This window comes from Aquimarina sediminis, from assembly GCF_002895435.1.
Lineage (GTDB): Bacteria > Bacteroidota > Bacteroidia > Flavobacteriales > Flavobacteriaceae > Aquimarina > Aquimarina sediminis.
This window is the reverse complement of the sequence record NZ_POYJ01000002.1, coordinates 151,001-166,896: the sequence shown is the minus strand read 5'-3', so window position 1 is coordinate 166,896 and position 15,896 is coordinate 151,001. Positions and strand designations below refer to the sequence as shown.

The window sequence follows — 15,896 nt, the reverse complement described above, 5'->3', positions numbered from 1 at the left end:
GTAAATTTTTTGTTCACATAGCTCAAACCAATTGTGTATTTTTGGGAAATGCATGTATTAAGAAATATACTTATCTTATTGTGGCGTATCTGGTTTTATGTGGTTATGGGTGTTCCCATAATCATTATGTTCCCTTTGTTATTGATCTTTAGTTCTAGAGAAGAGTGGTATCCTCAATTTTTTGTAGTGGCAAGATTTTGGGCAAAAATAGTATTGTATGGATCTGGTTTTTTACCAAAGGTTGTAAAAGAAGCTGAGATTGATCGATCTAAAAGCTACATGTTTGTAGCGAATCATACTTCTATGACAGATATTATGCTAATGTTATACTGTGTGAAAAATCCTTTTGTCTTTGTTGGGAAAAAAGAACTGGCAAAAATTCCTGTTTTTGGGTTTTTTTATAAACGTACCTGTATATTGGTAGATCGAAATAGTCAGCGAAGTAGAAAAGAGGTTTTTGATCGTGCACAAGCAAGACTTCAGGGGGGGACTAGTATCTGTATTTTTCCTGAAGGAGGCGTTCCGGATGATGAATCTATTGTTTTAGATTTGTTTAAGGATGGAGCTTTTCGATTGGCTATTGACCATCAGATACCGATTCTTCCTTTGGTGTTCTTGGATAACAAAAAACGATTTTCTTATACCTTCTTTAGCGGTGGTCCTGGAGTTATGAGAGCACGTGTTCTTAAAGAGATTCCTACCGATGGATTAGCACAGGAGAATAAGAAAAGCTTAAATGAAAAAACAAGGCAAACTATTTTGTCAGTATTAGAATCCGAAGCTTAATATTTAAAAATAAGGTAAATAACCAGATTGTATCTGCAAGTTTTGTTTATGAGAATCATGAGAAACATCAATCCTAGATGTATTGCTATAGCTATTTTGTATAACCTATAATCTTAATGAAATTTCTCCAAGAAAAAAGAATATAATTTGAGGTATATCCTTGTTTGTGAATTTGATGATCAATATTATTTGAAGGTGATTCGTTAAAGATTAAACAATATAAAAAAGCCGTTTCTCCCCAGAAACGGCTTTGTTCATCATTGCTTAATGAAGCAATAACTACCGAACCAACTAAAAAAGGTAGATATTTTTAAAATTTGATGCTGACTCCTGTGTAAACTCCAAAATAATAAGGTCTAAAGGTATCCGCACTATTATTAACTGCGTTAAATTGATATTTAAAGATTGGCTCGAGATTAACCTCTAAATGATCTGATAATTGATAATCTACACCCAGACCAATATTACCACTAAAACTAACATCATTAAGGTTGTTAGCAGAACCGATAGGGGTTTCAAAGTCTCCTGCTTCGATAGAAACCTCATTATTTTGCAAAAATAGTGTGCTAACCCCACCAATCATGTTTACACCAATTTTTTTGTCAATTATTGCGTATTCCATCTCTAAAGGAACTTCAATATAGCCAATACTTTGATTGAGTAATCCAGGGTTTTGTGTTCGATCAACGGCATTTCGACTAATTTCTGAAAATTCAGAGCTTGAAGGTCTTCTTCCAATATCAGAGATCAATATTGCTCCAGCAGTAGTGTTATAATCTACATTTTCTAGGTTTTGACCAATAGCAGAAGGCGAAAAACCGACACCCTCTGTGTTGTAACTTAAATCTACCTTATGCACTCCAGAACGCACACTAAATTTATCATTTAGGGCATAGGATACTTGCACACCATAACTTATATTTACTTGCCCGTCTTTACTGTTATCAGCAAATTGTTTGTCAATCGACGACCCATTTCCGATAGTGTTGTAATATACCGGAGCTATGTTTGGTGAGATATTCCATTTTTTTGCTGTTTTTGATTCTTCGACAACAGTTTCTTTGTCTTTGTTTATGGCATCAAAAATGGATTTTTTGCCGTTATTATTTAGATCTTCCAAAGGCTCCTTAGAAGTTGTTTCTTTATCTGTTTGATCAAGGTGGTTTTCTGCTAACCCTTGTGGACTTATGATATCTTTTTTATTAGGCGTGGTAAAAAAGGAATGCTCTTTTCCGGATTTAGGATTCTGGTCAGGGTCATTGGTAATTGTGTTTTCAGCCTTTTTACCGTTAGTATGAACAACATTATTTTCTTTTGGTGATAAAGTGCTGGGCTCTGTTATGTCATCATTGGTGTTTTGTTTTTTGTGACTAATTAATTGTCCTTTCTTATTTGTTGGATCAGAAGTAACAAAAGGAGAACTTTTTTCTTTTGCGGATATATTTTTTTCCGGAATTTCCGCGGTTTTAGTAATAATACTTTCTTTCGTTATAGCGGGTTTTATAAAAGTGTGTTGATCTGATTCTTTTTTTGAGTCTGTGCTTGGGTTTTCAGACTCTTTAAAATCTTTTTCAGAAGTTGTTAAAACTTCTTGAGAAGGAGTAGAAGGTTCCAAATATTTGTCAGAAGCTTTTTGGGTTGTATTTTCACTATCAGAGTTGGTTAGTGTGTTGTTTTGCTGTAGAAGGGAGTTGTTGTAAAAAGATAGATAACCTATTCCGAATAAAACGGTAATTAAGGCAGCGACACCAGCAACTTTGTACCAAAAAGGGAGTAGTAGTCCTCTTTTCTTGTCCTTGCTTTGATGTGCTTTTATTTTTTCCCACACTATTTCATCAGGAGTAACATCAAAATCCTTGAATTTTTCCTGAAATAAACGGTCTATATTTTTTTTATCACTCATCCTCGTTCTTCAATTGATCGAACATACAGTTCTTGGGTGTTTTCTAATTTTTCTTTTAAAATTTTCCTGGCACGTGCCAGATTTGATTTAGAAGTACCAACAGATATTTCTAACATCTCAGAAACTTCTTTATGAGAATAACCATCTAATACATAGAGATTAAATACTAATCTATATCGATCAGGTAGCTGTTGAATAATTTTCAGAAGATAATCTAATGAGATTTCTTCTTCATCAATGTGTACATCTATTTCTTCAATTTGTTCTTCATTGATAATATCAAAAACCTTTTGTTTTCGATATTTCTGCAATGCAGTGTTTATTGTTATTCTTTTTATCCATCCTTCAAAAGAGCCTTGATTTTTATATTGATTTATTTTATCAAAAATGGTTATAAAAGCATCCTGCAAAGTATCCTCAGCACTAGAATAGTCGTTAGAATATTTTAAGCAAATTGAAAACAATTTGCTACTATATAATCTATATAGTTGTTCTTGTGCCTGAGCATTTTTTTTCTTACATCTTTTTATGAGATGATCTAAACCCACTAATGACTTTTTTGTATGATTATATTACTGGGACTTCTACAATTAAAAATTGATTGTCTCCATTTTCATTTTTCCCCTGCCAGAATCTAAATACATATGAATCTTCTTGACCAACAAAAAAATCAAAAGATACCTCAACTAGATCTGTCGTTTCTAAATCTGTACAATTACCTTGTTCTACTACCAAATTTACAACAGACACTGTTCTTTCATTGCCTAGCCTATTATAGTCAAATCCCGAAAAGGAATGGCAATTTGTGGGTCTAAAGTAAGATACGGTAATCGTGTGTGTTTCTCCTCGATTAAATTGATCAGGAAGTGTAGCTTCTTCTACTTTCACTAATTCATAAAAGAAATTTGTTTCATCATCATCCATACATCCCGTAAAGATGGCTACCAAAAAAAACACTAAAATTATTTTTATCCTCCTCATACTTTGGGGTTTTGAGAATTATTAACATCTCACCTAATAAATAGATGTTTTAATTTGGATATGGTTGCTTTTAAGGTATAAAAAAATCCCGAAGCTTCGGGATTTTAGTGTTTTTATTAAGATTTTTTTATTCTTTTACAATCTTTATTGCTTCTTTGATTTTTTCTTCAAGCTCCTCCATAAGCTCTGGATTATCTCCAAGTAAAGATTTTACAGCATCCCTACCTTGCCCCAGTTTAGTGTCTTGATAACTAAACCATGAACCACTTTTCTTTATAATCTCATAATCTACGCCGATATCTATAATCTCACCGTTTTTAGAAATACCTTCGCCATACATAATATCAAATTCTGCTGTTCTAAAAGGAGGAGCTACTTTGTTTTTTACTACTTTAACTCGTGTTTTATTTCCTTTTACTTCGCTATTACTGTCTTTAATCTGTGTAGATCGACGAATATCTAAACGAACAGAGGCATAAAACTTTAAAGCATTACCTCCTGTGGTGGTTTCTGGGTTACCAAACATTACTCCAATCTTTTCACGAAGCTGGTTAATGAAAATTACGGTACAATTAGTTTTACTGATAGAACTAGTTAATTTTCGGAGAGCTTGAGACATTAATCGAGCATGAAGCCCCATTTTTGAATCTCCCATTTCACCTTCAATTTCACTTTTAGGTGTCAACGCCGCTACAGAATCAATTACAATAATGTCGATTGCTCCAGATCTGATTAAGTTATCTGCTATTTCTAAAGCTTGCTCTCCATGATCAGGCTGCGAAATGATTAGATTATCAATTTCTACTCCCAGTTTTTCTGCATAAAAACGATCAAAAGCGTGTTCTGCATCAATAAAAGCAGCGATGCCACCTGCTTTTTGAGCTTGGGCAATAGCATGTAGTGTAAGTGTTGTTTTTCCAGAAGATTCTGGACCATAAATCTCTATAACTCTTCCTCTGGGGTATCCTCCAACACCTAATGCGAGATCTAAACCAAGTGATCCGGTAGAAATTACATCTACTTCCTGAACAGAACTGTCACTCATCTTCATTACAGTTCCTTTTCCGTATGCTTTGTCTAATTTATCTAAGGTTAGTTTTAATGCCTTTAATTTTGCGTCTTTCTCTGTACTCATTTGTTGCTCAAATATATCGGGATTTGACATTGATATTAACTTTTTGCTAAAGTACTATTTCTTTTTGTAGTTGTGATATGGATTCTAAAATCATTATTAACAACAAATTCTAGCTGTTTATTGGTGTAGTTTTAAAGTATAACCGGTATTTATATTGTAGTTTTTGACATCCGACGCGCAACCCTTTTGCTCTTCTGTCATCTATATATCAAAAGCAAACATGAACTAAAGTAGGAGGAAGGCGAAAGATGAAATTTCTTAAAAGAGTTATTAGACATAATCTTGATGGCTGTACGGTTACCAAAATAAGTAGCTGTATGGTTGAAGGAGGCTAGCTTCGTTATTATATTTTTTTTAATCGTTAAATTAAAATAATAACGAATTAGCCCAAAAAAAGCCTTGAAATAATTTTCAAGGCTTTTTTTTATCATTTATTGATTTCCATTGTCACCATTGTCAGAATCATCGGCTTTACAGGGAACTGGTTGTAAACGACCTTCACAATAGTAAAACATTGCACCACCATTAACATTTCTTTGTTGTTCTTTATTAAGTGTTTTTGCTTCTATTAGACTTTTTAAATTTTTCATTATAATTTCTTTTAAATGATTTATGTTCCTTGAACATTTAACGACACTCAAGGTTTATGTCAATCTTTCGCGAAAAGATTAATTACTTTGAATAAAAATACTAGTAACGAGTTTCATTTTCCGACACTCTAATTTTTTTAACAATTTTTAACAGATTTGTATAAATAATATTTTGAAAAAGAGAATAAAATCGTAAAATCAAAATTATTTGTAATTTTGCCGGAAATAGATAAATTCTTTAAACTTAAAACGTAGATATAGCATGCAACTGTATAACAAATTAAGTGCAAAAGAAAGAGCAGCTCTTATTGATGAAGCCGGTACAGATCGGCTTACGCTATCTTTCTATACATATGCACATATTGGTAATACTGAGATTTTTAGGAACCACCTGTTTATTCGTTGGAATGAACTAGATGTTTTGGGGCGTATTTATGTGGCCAAAGAGGGTATTAATGGACAATTGTCTGTTCCAGCTCCAAATTTTAATGCCTTTAAAGAACATCTGGATAGTATTTCTTTTCTAGAAAACATACGACTTAATATTGCTAGAGAGCAAGACACAAAATCTTTTTTAAAGCTAAAGGTGAAAATCCGAAAAAAGATAGTTGCAGATGGATTAGATGACGATACATTTGATGTAACAAACAAAGGAGTACACGTTGATGCCAAAAGATTTAATGAACTCATAGAAGATTCAGATACCGTTTTGGTGGATATGAGAAATCACTATGAAAGTGAAATTGGACATTTTAGAGGAGCAGTTACACCAGATGTTGATACTTTTAGGGATTCTTTGGATATTATAGAAGAGGATCTCAAAGATCACAAGGAGGATAAAAAGCTGGTAATGTATTGTACAGGAGGTATACGATGTGAGAAAGCAAGTGCCTATTACAAACATAAAGGCTTTAAAAATGTGTTTCAGTTAGAGGGAGGAATCATTGAATATGCCAGACAAGTAGATGCTCAAGGATTAGAAAATAAATTTCTTGGTAAAAACTTTGTTTTTGATCACAGAAGATCAGAACGTATTTCTGATGATGTAATTTCTAATTGCCACCAATGCGGAAAACCTTGTGATACACATGTGAATTGCGAAAATGAAGCATGCCACCTGCTGTTTATTCAATGTGAAGAGTGTGCTGCAACATTAGAGAATTGTTGCTCAACAGAATGTAGAGAGGTTAATAGATTATCGTTTGAAGAGCAAAAAGCATTGCGCAAAGGTAAAGGGAATAGTAATAAAATATTTAAAAAAGGACGCTCAGAAGCATTGAAATTTAAGAAGTAGTGCTTAAAAGGTAAAGATACTGTACAGATAATTTTTTTTATCCTCTTTTCATAGTATCTTTAACGATTAAGATATTTAGAGATATATTTTTTCTCTAATTTTAGTAAGAACCATATTTGTCGTGACTGTAAAAGTTACAGACAAATTTCAATATAGATAGAACATATGGGGTGTAACAGTTGTTCCTCCGCAAAAGACGGACAACCGAAGGGCTGTAAGAATAATGGTACCTGTGGCACAGATGGTTGCAATAAATTAACAGTTTTTGATTGGTTATCAAATATGTCACTTCCTAGCGGGTCAGTGCCTTTTTCTTGTGTCGAAATACGATTTAAAAACGGTAGAAAAAACTTCTTTAAAAATACAGAAAACCTTTCTTTAAATATTGGCGATATAGTAGCGACAGAGTCTTCTCCAGGTCATGATGTTGGGATAGTTACCCTTACAGGAGAGCTGGTTCGTATTCAAATGAAAAAGAAGAAAGTAGAACCCAATAGTGAAGAAGTAAAAAAAATATATAGAAAAGCTTCTCAAAAAGATATCGATATATGGCAAAAAGCTCGTAATCGAGAAGAAAGTATGAAGGTTCGAGCACGTGAAATTGCAATTCGACTAGAGCTGCAAATGAAAATTTCGGATATCGAATTTCAAGGTGATGGATCAAAAGCCACGTTTTATTATACTGCAGAAGAACGAGTTGATTTTAGACAGCTAATAAAAGAGTTCGCTCACGAGTTTACTACACGGATAGAAATGCGACAAGTAGGATTCAGACAAGAGGCCGCAAGATTGGGCGGTGTAGGATCTTGTGGTAGAGAGCTATGTTGTTCTACATGGCTTACAGATTTTAGATCTGTAAATACCAGTGCAGCACGATACCAACAACTGTCTTTGAACCCACAAAAATTAGCAGGTCAATGCGGAAAGTTAAAATGTTGCCTCAATTATGAGTTAGATGCATATATTGATGCGCTCAATAGTTTTCCTAAGACAGATGTGAAGCTTAGAACAGAAAAAGGAACAGCAGTATGTCAAAAAATTGACATTTTTAAAGGGGTTTTGTGGTATGCATATGAGGGAGAATGGATGAATTGGCACAAAATAGCCGCCGAAGATGTTAATGAGATAATAGCCTCAAATACAAGTAATGAAAAAGTCGCGAGTTTAGAAGAATATGCATCAGAACTTATTGAAGATACTAAAACTGATTTTGAAAACGTTGTAGGGCAAGATAGTTTGACTAGATTTGATCAGCCTAAACGACCTAAAAGAAGAAGGAATCGAAATAAGAAAAAAGCAGGAAATAGAGGTGCTTCAGAAAAACAAGCAGTGAGCTCAAACAGACCAAAAAGAGGGAATTCTGAAAATAAAAACTCAAATAAACCGAATAAATCAAGTAATCAACGTAACAAAAAACGTAAGTCTCGTAATAGGAATAATGATAAAACTTAGGCTTTTTTTAATAACTTTTATTGCGCTGGGAATTATCTCTTGTGATGATAAACAAGTTTTCGATGAATATCAAACCGTATCAAACACATGGGAAATGGATGAAAAAATTAGTTTTGCACTCCCAGAACTTGATGATGCTCAGACCTATAATTTGTTCATTAATATTCGTAACAATAATGAGTATAAATTCAGTAATTTATTTTTAATTAGCGAAATGAAATTTCCCAACGGAAAAGTTGTTACAGATACCCTTGAGTACGATATGGCAGCTCCTGATGGAGAATGGTTGGGAGAAGGTTTTTCTGAGCTTAAAGAAAATAAATTGTGGTATAAAGAAAAAGTAAGTTTTAAAGAAAAAGGAAACTATATAATAACACTGCAACACGCGATGCGAAAGAATGGCGAAGTTAATGGTGTGTCATCGTTAGAGGGAATTACAGATGTAGGATTTAGAATAGAAAATACACAGAATCCTTAATAAGAACCGAAAATTAGCAAGCAAGTGATCAAAAGATTGGTTGTAAATTTCTCTTACCTACAAAAAATAATAGATTAAATAGCTGAATTATGGCAAAGGCAAAGCCCAAATCAACAAGAAAAAAACAAAAAACTCCAGTAAATAATACATTTAAATTTATAAAAACATTTTGGATATTATTTGGATCTGGAATTTTTTTAATTGTTATGTTGTTTCTTTTGGCTAGTTGGGGAGTATATGGAGAAATGCCTAAATTCGAAGAATTGGAAAATCCACAAAATGATCTGGCTACTCAGATTATTTCCTCAGATGGAGTACAAATAGGAACTTTTTTTAAAGAAAACCGTACACCCGTTAGTTACGATGATCTCCCCGAGCATTTGGTAAATGCATTAATCGCTACAGAAGATGCAAGGTACTATGAGCACTCTGGTATAGATGCCAGAGGAACATTACGAGCATTTGTTTTTCTAGGTAGTAAAGGAGGAGCGAGTACAATATCCCAGCAGTTGGCAAAACAATTGTTTACAGGAGGATCAAAGAATAAACTAGAGCGGTATTTGCAAAAAATCCAAGAATGGGTAATAGCTACACGTTTAGAAAGACAATACACAAAGAAAGAAATCATAACGATGTATCTTAATAAGTATGATTTTTTAAATCAAGCTATTGGTATAAGCTCTGCATCCCGAATTTATTTTGGAAAAAGTCCAAAAGAACTTAATATAGAAGAAGCCGCAGTACTAGTGGGGATGTTAAAAAACTCATCATTATTCAACCCTCTACGTAGACCAGAAATGGTTAAAAACAGAAGAGATGTTGTTCTTAACCAGATGGGAAAATATGGGTACATAACAGAACAAGAAAGAGATAACCTAAAACAGTTACCGCTCACATTAGATTATTCTCCAGAAGGACATAACGATGGTACGGCAACCTATTTTAGAGAGTATGTGAGAAGCTGGATGTCAAAATGGGTAAAAGAAAACCCTATAGGGAAAGATGAAGAAGGAGAGCCCGAATATTTTGATATTTATAGAGATGGGTTAAAGATTAATGTGACTATAGATTCTCGAATGCAAAGATATGCAGAAGAAGCGGTGCAAGAACATATGACCAATCTTCAAAAGGAATTTGACAAACAAGAAAAAAATAATAAAACTAGCCCCTTTAGGGATCTAAAACAGTCTGAAGTAGAGAGGATAATTAATCGTAGTATTCAATCTTCTGCCAGAAGGAAAAAAATGCTCAGTCAGGGTAAAAGTGAGAAAGAGATAAGAGCATCTTTTGATGAAAAGGTGAAGATGAGCATATTTAGCTGGAAAGGGGAGATAGATACTATTATGACTCCCAAAGATTCTATTCTGTATTATAAAAAGTTTTTACGTTCAGGGTTAATGTCTATGGAGCCTCAAACGGGGCATGTGAAAGCTTGGGTAGGAGGAGTTAATTATAAGCACTTTCAGTATGATCATGTATATCAAGGAGCACGACAGGTAGGGTCTACTTTTAAACCTTTTGTGTATGCTACAGCTATTGATCAGCTCAAATTATCCCCTTGTGATACCTTGCCAAAATCTCAAATAACAATTCCTCCCAGTTCTCATGGAGTAATTGATAAGGGATGGACACCAAAAAACAGTGATGGAGATTATACAGGTTATATGAGTCTTAAAGGAGCATTGGCAAAATCAGTCAATACTATCTCGGCTCGTTTGATGGATAAAATAGGACCCGAGCCAATCGTACGCTTAGCAAAAAAAATGGGGATAGAATCTGAGATTATAGAGGTAGCTTCTATTGCATTAGGGTCTGTGGATTTGAAATTATCCGAGATGGTAGGTGCTTATAGTACCTTTGCAAATCAAGGAATTTACACTAAGCCAGTAACAATTACAAGTATCGAGGATAAAAACGGAACAGTTTTATATCAATTTGTTCCCGAGACAAGAGACGTGATAAGTAAAGAAGCAGCATACGTAACAATAAACTTAATGGAAGGAGTTACTCATTCTGGTTCAGGTGTGCGGCTACGAACGGGACCTTCATCGAGATATGATCTTAAGAACGTGGTTACAGGTCACCCTTATCTGTTTAAAAATCCTATTGCTGGTAAAACAGGAACCACACAAAACCAAAGTGATGGTTGGTTTATGGGGATCGTTCCTAACCTGTGTACAGGAGTATGGGTTGGTGGTGATGATAGAGCTACACACTTTAGAACTACTACATTTGGACAAGGAGCAACAATGGCATTACCAGTATGGGGTCTATACATGAAAAAATGCTATGCAGACAAAACATTAGATGTCTCTACAGGAGCATTCCCTAAGCCAGAAAATTTAACTATTGAAGTTGATTGTGGTGCTTTTAAGAGAAATAATACTCAGGAGGAAAATGTAGACGAATTTAGTCTGTAGTAAAGCTTCTTTGTTAATTTAAGTTATTCTTTTAAAACTATCAGATTTCAAACGTTATAGTATTATTTTTTTAGTATTTTTAGCTTGCTAAAATTAGAACACTATGATTCGTAAAACGGTACCCAATGTTACCGAAGCTCTGGTTGGTGTCAAAAATGATATGACCTTCATGCTTGGTGGATTTGGCCTATGTGGCATTCCAGAAAACAGCATTGCAGAGCTTGTAAAATTAAATATATCAGGACTTACATGTATATCCAATAATGCAGGTGTCGATGATTTTGGATTAGGGCTTTTGCTTCAAAAAAAACAAATCAATAAAATGATTTCCTCCTACGTAGGAGAAAATGATGAATTCGAAAGACAGATGTTAAGTGGAGAGTTGGATGTAGAGCTTATCCCACAGGGTACTCTGGCAGAAAGATGTCGTGCTGCTCAAGGGGGCTTCCCTGCGATTTATACCCCGGCAGGTTACGGGACTGAAGTGGCTGAAGGAAAAGAAACTAGAGAGTTTAATGGAAAAATGTATGTGTTAGAACATGCGTTCAAGGCAGATTTTGCATTTATTAAAGCTTGGAAAGGAGATGAAGCAGGTAATCTGATTTTTAAAGGAACTTCAAGAAATTTCAATCCTTGTATGTGCGGCGCTGCAAAAATTACGGTTGTTGAGGTTGAAGAATTGGTTCCTGCAGGAACGCTAGATCCAGATCATATACATATCCCTGGGATATTTGTTCAGCGAATCTTTCAAGGAGAGCGTTTCGAAAAGAGAATAGAACAGCGTACAGTGCGAAAAAGAGAATAACTATAAACCTAAAAACACACAAATCATGGCGGTATTACGATTAGGAGATGAAGCACCAAACTTCATCGCACAAACTACAGAAGGAGAAATAGATTTTCATAGCTGGTTAGGAGACGATTGGGGAATATTGTTTTCGCACCCTGCCGATTATACACCGGTTTGTACAACAGAGCTAGGAACGGTGGCCAAATATACAGATGAGTTTAATAAACGTAGTGTGAAAGTAGCAGCATTAAGTGTTGATGGCTTAGAATCTCATCATGGATGGATTAAAGATATTAATGAAACACAAAGCACAACAGTTAATTTTCCAATAATTGCAGACGAAGATAGAAAAGTATCAGAGTTGTATGATATGATTCATCCTAATGCAGATAGTCAATTAACAGTACGTTCTGTTTTTGTAATTGGACCAGATAAAAAGATTAAACTTACAATCACTTATCCCGCATCTACAGGTAGAAATTTTGATGAATTAATTCGAGTTATTGATTCTCTTCAACTGACAGCTTATCATAAAGTTGCAACACCGGCAAACTGGAAAGATGGTGATGATTGTGTTGTTGTTCCTTCGGTTACTAATGAAGAAATTGCTGAGCTGTTTCCTAAGGGGTATAAGGAGATAAAACCTTATTTAAGAATGACACCACAACCAAATTTAAATTAGTATAAGTTAACAATAAGGTGATTTAATGAGATTGGAGTATACCTGTTCTGGGTGTAAAAAACAAAATAACTATACCCCCGTGGCACCTACTCGGGGTGATTTGCAGATGAAAGTGGGGGATGAGGTGCACGTAAACTGTACACATTGTGATAAAATGGAGAACAAGCATATTAATAGAATTGATGCCGTTGTAGATAACAAAATAATATTGATAGCATTAGTTATTAGTGCAGTTGTTACAGTTGTATTGTATACCGTAATGGGACTCATAGGAACTTTTACGATATTGATTCCAGTATTGATATGGGGTCAGGAAAGTAAATCAATCAATCATTTTAATTCATATAAGATTAGAAGGAGATAATTATGTTAGATAAAAACGGAATTGCAAAACGTATAGCTAAAGAGCTACAGGATGGATACTTTGTTAATCTAGGGATAGGAATACCAACTCTAGTAGCAAATTATATACCTGAAGGAATAGAGGTTGAATTTCAAAGTGAAAATGGAGTCCTGGGAATGGGTCCTTTTCCTTTTGAAGGAGAAGAAGATGCAGATATCATTAATGCGGGAAAACAAACTATCACAACAATGCCAGGAGCATCTTTTTTTGATTCTGCAATGAGTTTTGGTATGATACGAGGTCAACATGTAGATTTAACTGTATTAGGGGCGATGGAGGTGTCGGAAGAAGGAGATATCGCAAATTGGAAAATCCCTGGCAAAATGGTAAAAGGCATGGGTGGGGCAATGGATCTTGTTGCAAGTGCAGAAAATATTATTGTTGCTATGATGCATACTAATAAAGCGGGGGCTTCCAAATTACTTAAAAAATGCTCTCTTCCACTTACTGGTGTTGGATGTGTAAAAAAAATCGTAACCAACTTGGCTCTACTGGAGGTAACAGGTGAAGGGTTTAAACTTTTAGAAAGAGCTCCTGGAGTAAGTGTTGAAGATATTAAAAATGCTACTGAAGGTACTCTTATTATCGAAGGAGATATTCCTGAAATGGTCTTGAGTTAATATCTACTTGTTTGTCTAATTCTTAGAATTTACCTACGAATAATAAATTATACGCTACGAATAATAAATTAATAAAAGGGACGTTTAGTATGAAGCGATATCTAGTTATATTGTTTTGAGAGAAAAGTACTACACTTTCATTCACTTTTCTGTTAACTTAAACCTTTGCTTTAAGGCTTAAAAAGAAGATTGTTGGATTGAAATGTTAAAATTTTGAGTATTTTGTCGATTTTTTTGTGTATTTGAACGTTTTTCTTGAAATTTTTTGCATATTAGTATCCCGTTAAAAAATGATGCCCCTATAAACATTATTTTTTACAATTATTAAAAAGAATTATTAACCCACACAAGTTTCCCCTATTATGAAAAAGCGTATAAATCGTCTACAGAATTCAATCAAGCCTACAATAGAATTGATTTCAAACTGTGTTTATGTAGCGAAAAAAGTATTTTTGTTGATGTGATTTTTTGTTGTTAATTAATCGCAACGTCCCCAAGTCGCGATGAGCTAAACCTGTTAGACTGCTATAGCTTAACAGGTTTTTTTCTTTTTAAAAATGATGCGCAGTACTATTTACCTTTCGGAATAGCTTTTATGAGTTTTTGAGTATATTCTTTTTCTGGATTTTTATAAATCAGATCGGCATCTCCCCGTTCTTCTATTTTGCCTTTATTCATTACTAATAATTGATCAGACATGTATTTAACCACAGCTAAGTCATGAGATATAAATATATAGGTGAACCCAAAATTATCTTTTAACTCATTTAAAAGATTTAAGACTTGTGCTTGTACAGATATATCCAAAGCACTAACAGATTCATCACAGATAATAAGTTTTGGTTGTATAGCTATGGTTCTGGCAATACCAATTCGCTGTCGTTGTCCTCCGCTAAATTCATGTGGGTAGCGATAAAAATGCTCTTCGGCAAGACCTACACGTTTTAATAGCTCAATAGCACTTTGTTTTCTTATCCTGTCATTGTTGTGTAATTTATGAGCTTGCATGGGCTCCATGATTACTTTTCCTACTGTCAATCGAGGGTTTAAAGATGCAAATGGATCTTGAAAGATTAATTGAATTTCTTTACGAAGACTTCGTATTGAAGAAGAAGGTAATCTTGTAATATCTCTACCCTTGTATATGATTTGCCCATGATCAGCTTTGTCGAGTTGCAAAATAGTATTTCCTAAGGTAGATTTTCCGCAACCAGATTCTCCTACCAGCCCCAAAGTTTCTCCTTCATAGAGTTTGAAACTAACGTCATCTATAGCTTTGAATTCATTTTTTTTAAAAAGACCCACTTTTGTAAAATAACTCTTTTTAACATTAATGACCTCTAGCAAAGGAGGGGCGTTGTATAAATTTTTATGATGTTCTTCTCGATTTTCTCTAGTGACGACCTCTCTGTTTTGATCAGTTCCGTTAAGAAAATCAGCTATGGTAGGAAGTTTTTTAAACCGAATATCCATAGGAGGTCTGGCATTAACTAATGCTTTGGTATACTCTTTTTCTGGGTTATGAAATATTTTATCTGATGTTCCATATTCTACAAGTTTGCCTTGGTACATTACCAGAACATGATCCGCAATTTCTGAAACTAAAGAGAGATCATGCGAAATAAATAAAACGCTCATTCGATACTCTTTTTGCAGACTTTTGAGTAGGATGATAATTTCTTTTTGCACCGTTACATCCAATGCTGTTGTTGGTTCATCCGCAATAAGAAGCTTTGGTTTACAGGCAATAGCCATAGCGATCATGACACGCTGTTTTTGACCGCCGCTTAATTGATGCGGATATGATTTATATATCCGATCAGGATCAGGAAGCTTTACTTTTTCGAATAATGAAATAACCTCTGTCTTAATAGCTTTTTTGGACATTGCTCCATGCTGTAGCAAAATTTCTGAAACCTGCGAACCACATTTCATAGATGGGTTTAAAGAACTCATAGGTTCTTGAAAAATCATTGCAATCTCATTACCTCGTACTGATCTATACTTTTTCTCATTAAAACTCAGTAATGAAGTGTTGTTGTATACAATATCCCCATTAGTAATTTTAGAAATTCTATTAGGTAATAATCCAAGAATCGCCAATGATGCTACTGATTTTCCACTTCCAGATTCTCCTACAACACCTAATATTTCGTTTTCAAGTATATCAAAAGAAATGTCATGAAGTACTTGGTTCTCTTTCTTTCCAGATAAAAAAGAGACACTAAGATTTTGTACAGAAAGTAGAGTAGAGTTGTTCATAACCTAAAAAGCTTGGTAAATTTAGGAAATTCAATGCTTTTCCCTATTTATTTTTACATCTATTTTTTGGTGTGATATTTGTTATCTTTACCTGTCAAAG

General features: G+C 34.2%; 15 protein-coding genes. 9 read left to right on the top strand and 6 right to left on the bottom strand.

Annotation, left to right across the window (positions count from 1 at the left end):
- Positions 1-48: 48 nt before the first annotated feature.
- Positions 49-786: a lysophospholipid acyltransferase family protein gene (locus tag C1X07_RS05185; protein ID WP_103068927.1), complete on the top strand. Its 738-nt coding sequence runs from the start codon at positions 49-51 to the stop codon at positions 784-786.
- 310 nt (positions 787-1,096) lie between these two features.
- Here C1X07_RS05185 and C1X07_RS05180 read toward each other — a convergent pair whose 3' ends face one another.
- From C1X07_RS05180 to C1X07_RS24940, 5 genes are all read right to left on the bottom strand, one after another.
- The gene (locus C1X07_RS05180; protein ID WP_103068926.1) at positions 1,097-2,689 is read right to left on the bottom strand and encodes an outer membrane beta-barrel protein; all 1,593 of its coding nucleotides are present in this window, start codon (positions 2,687-2,689) and stop codon (positions 1,097-1,099) included.
- Positions 2,686-3,237, bottom strand: a complete 552-nt coding sequence (locus tag C1X07_RS05175; protein WP_103068925.1) for an RNA polymerase sigma factor — start codon at positions 3,235-3,237, stop codon at positions 2,686-2,688. Before C1X07_RS05175 ends, C1X07_RS05180 begins: the two co-directional genes overlap by 4 nt.
- A gap of 19 nt (positions 3,238-3,256) precedes the next feature.
- Positions 3,257-3,670 (bottom strand): hypothetical protein, encoded by a 414-nt coding sequence (locus tag C1X07_RS05170; protein WP_128755199.1) that lies wholly within the window; start codon positions 3,668-3,670, stop codon positions 3,257-3,259.
- Between the two features lie 127 nt (positions 3,671-3,797).
- Complete coding sequence (gene recA / locus C1X07_RS05165; protein ID WP_103069595.1) at positions 3,798-4,805, bottom strand: recombinase RecA; 1,008 nt, start codon at positions 4,803-4,805, stop codon at positions 3,798-3,800.
- A 431-nt stretch (positions 4,806-5,236) separates the two neighbouring features.
- Positions 5,237-5,395, bottom strand: a complete 159-nt coding sequence (locus C1X07_RS24940; RefSeq protein ID WP_164914095.1) for a hypothetical protein — start codon at positions 5,393-5,395, stop codon at positions 5,237-5,239.
- A gap of 262 nt (positions 5,396-5,657) precedes the next feature.
- Here C1X07_RS24940 and trhO point away from each other — a divergent pair, with 262 nt between their 5' ends.
- The 8 genes from trhO (at position 5,658) to C1X07_RS05125 (ending at position 13,534) form a co-directional block, all read left to right on the top strand.
- A complete protein-coding gene (trhO, locus tag C1X07_RS05160) occupies positions 5,658-6,689 on the top strand; it encodes an oxygen-dependent tRNA uridine(34) hydroxylase TrhO (RefSeq protein ID WP_103068923.1) in 1,032 nt (343 codons plus the stop codon).
- Positions 6,690-6,854: 165 nt separating this feature from the next.
- Positions 6,855-8,141, top strand: coding sequence for a PSP1 domain-containing protein (locus tag C1X07_RS05155; protein ID WP_103068922.1), 1,287 nt, complete (start codon positions 6,855-6,857; stop codon positions 8,139-8,141).
- Positions 8,128-8,619 carry a gliding motility lipoprotein GldH gene (locus tag C1X07_RS05150; protein ID WP_103068921.1) on the top strand — a complete coding sequence of 164 codons (492 nt, stop codon included), beginning with the start codon at positions 8,128-8,130 and terminating at the stop codon, positions 8,617-8,619. Before C1X07_RS05155 ends, C1X07_RS05150 begins: the two co-directional genes overlap by 14 nt.
- Positions 8,620-8,708: 89 nt before the next feature.
- Positions 8,709-11,039 carry a penicillin-binding protein 1A gene (locus tag C1X07_RS05145; RefSeq protein WP_103068920.1) on the top strand — a complete coding sequence of 777 codons (2,331 nt, stop codon included), beginning with the start codon at positions 8,709-8,711 and terminating at the stop codon, positions 11,037-11,039.
- Positions 11,040-11,142: 103 nt separating this feature from the next.
- Positions 11,143-11,844 (top strand): CoA transferase subunit A, encoded by a 702-nt coding sequence (locus C1X07_RS05140; protein WP_103068919.1) that lies wholly within the window; start codon positions 11,143-11,145, stop codon positions 11,842-11,844.
- A 25-nt stretch (positions 11,845-11,869) separates the two neighbouring features.
- On the top strand, positions 11,870-12,511 hold the full coding sequence (locus C1X07_RS05135) for a peroxiredoxin (protein WP_103068918.1): 642 nt from the start codon (positions 11,870-11,872) through the stop codon (positions 12,509-12,511).
- Positions 12,512-12,536: 25 nt separating this feature from the next.
- The gene (locus C1X07_RS05130; RefSeq protein ID WP_103068917.1) at positions 12,537-12,875 is read left to right on the top strand and encodes a hypothetical protein; all 339 of its coding nucleotides are present in this window, start codon (positions 12,537-12,539) and stop codon (positions 12,873-12,875) included.
- Positions 12,876-12,877: 2 nt separating this feature from the next.
- Positions 12,878-13,534: a CoA transferase subunit B gene (locus tag C1X07_RS05125; protein ID WP_103068916.1), complete on the top strand. Its 657-nt coding sequence runs from the start codon at positions 12,878-12,880 to the stop codon at positions 13,532-13,534.
- Positions 13,535-14,104: 570 nt separating this feature from the next.
- Here the strand turns inward: C1X07_RS05125 and C1X07_RS05120 are convergent.
- On the bottom strand, positions 14,105-15,796 hold the full coding sequence (locus C1X07_RS05120) for an ABC transporter ATP-binding protein (protein WP_103068915.1): 1,692 nt from the start codon (positions 15,794-15,796) through the stop codon (positions 14,105-14,107).
- Between the last annotated feature and the right edge of the window lie 100 nt (positions 15,797-15,896).

Coding starts and splice junctions, on each gene's coding strand:
- C1X07_RS05180 (WP_103068926.1), bottom strand. CDS start 2,689: ATGAGTGATAAAAAAAATATAGACCGTTTATTTCAGGAAAAATTCAAG.
- C1X07_RS05125 (WP_103068916.1), top strand. CDS start 12,878: ATGTTAGATAAAAACGGAATTGCAAAACGTATAGCTAAAGAGCTACAG.
- C1X07_RS05140 (WP_103068919.1), top strand. CDS start 11,143: ATGATTCGTAAAACGGTACCCAATGTTACCGAAGCTCTGGTTGGTGTC.
- C1X07_RS05120 (WP_103068915.1), bottom strand. CDS start 15,796: ATGAACAACTCTACTCTACTTTCTGTACAAAATCTTAGTGTCTCTTTT.
- C1X07_RS05145 (WP_103068920.1), top strand. CDS start 8,709: ATGGCAAAGGCAAAGCCCAAATCAACAAGAAAAAAACAAAAAACTCCA.
- trhO (WP_103068923.1), top strand. CDS start 5,658: ATGCAACTGTATAACAAATTAAGTGCAAAAGAAAGAGCAGCTCTTATT.
- C1X07_RS05170 (WP_128755199.1), bottom strand. CDS start 3,670: ATGAGGAGGATAAAAATAATTTTAGTGTTTTTTTTGGTAGCCATCTTT.
- C1X07_RS05135 (WP_103068918.1), top strand. CDS start 11,870: ATGGCGGTATTACGATTAGGAGATGAAGCACCAAACTTCATCGCACAA.
- C1X07_RS05155 (WP_103068922.1), top strand. CDS start 6,855: ATGGGGTGTAACAGTTGTTCCTCCGCAAAAGACGGACAACCGAAGGGC.
- C1X07_RS24940 (WP_164914095.1), bottom strand. CDS start 5,395: ATGAAAAATTTAAAAAGTCTAATAGAAGCAAAAACACTTAATAAAGAA.
- C1X07_RS05150 (WP_103068921.1), top strand. CDS start 8,128: ATGATAAAACTTAGGCTTTTTTTAATAACTTTTATTGCGCTGGGAATT.
- C1X07_RS05185 (WP_103068927.1), top strand. CDS start 49: ATGCATGTATTAAGAAATATACTTATCTTATTGTGGCGTATCTGGTTT.
- recA (WP_103069595.1), bottom strand. CDS start 4,805: ATGAGTACAGAGAAAGACGCAAAATTAAAGGCATTAAAACTAACCTTA.
- C1X07_RS05130 (WP_103068917.1), top strand. CDS start 12,537: ATGAGATTGGAGTATACCTGTTCTGGGTGTAAAAAACAAAATAACTAT.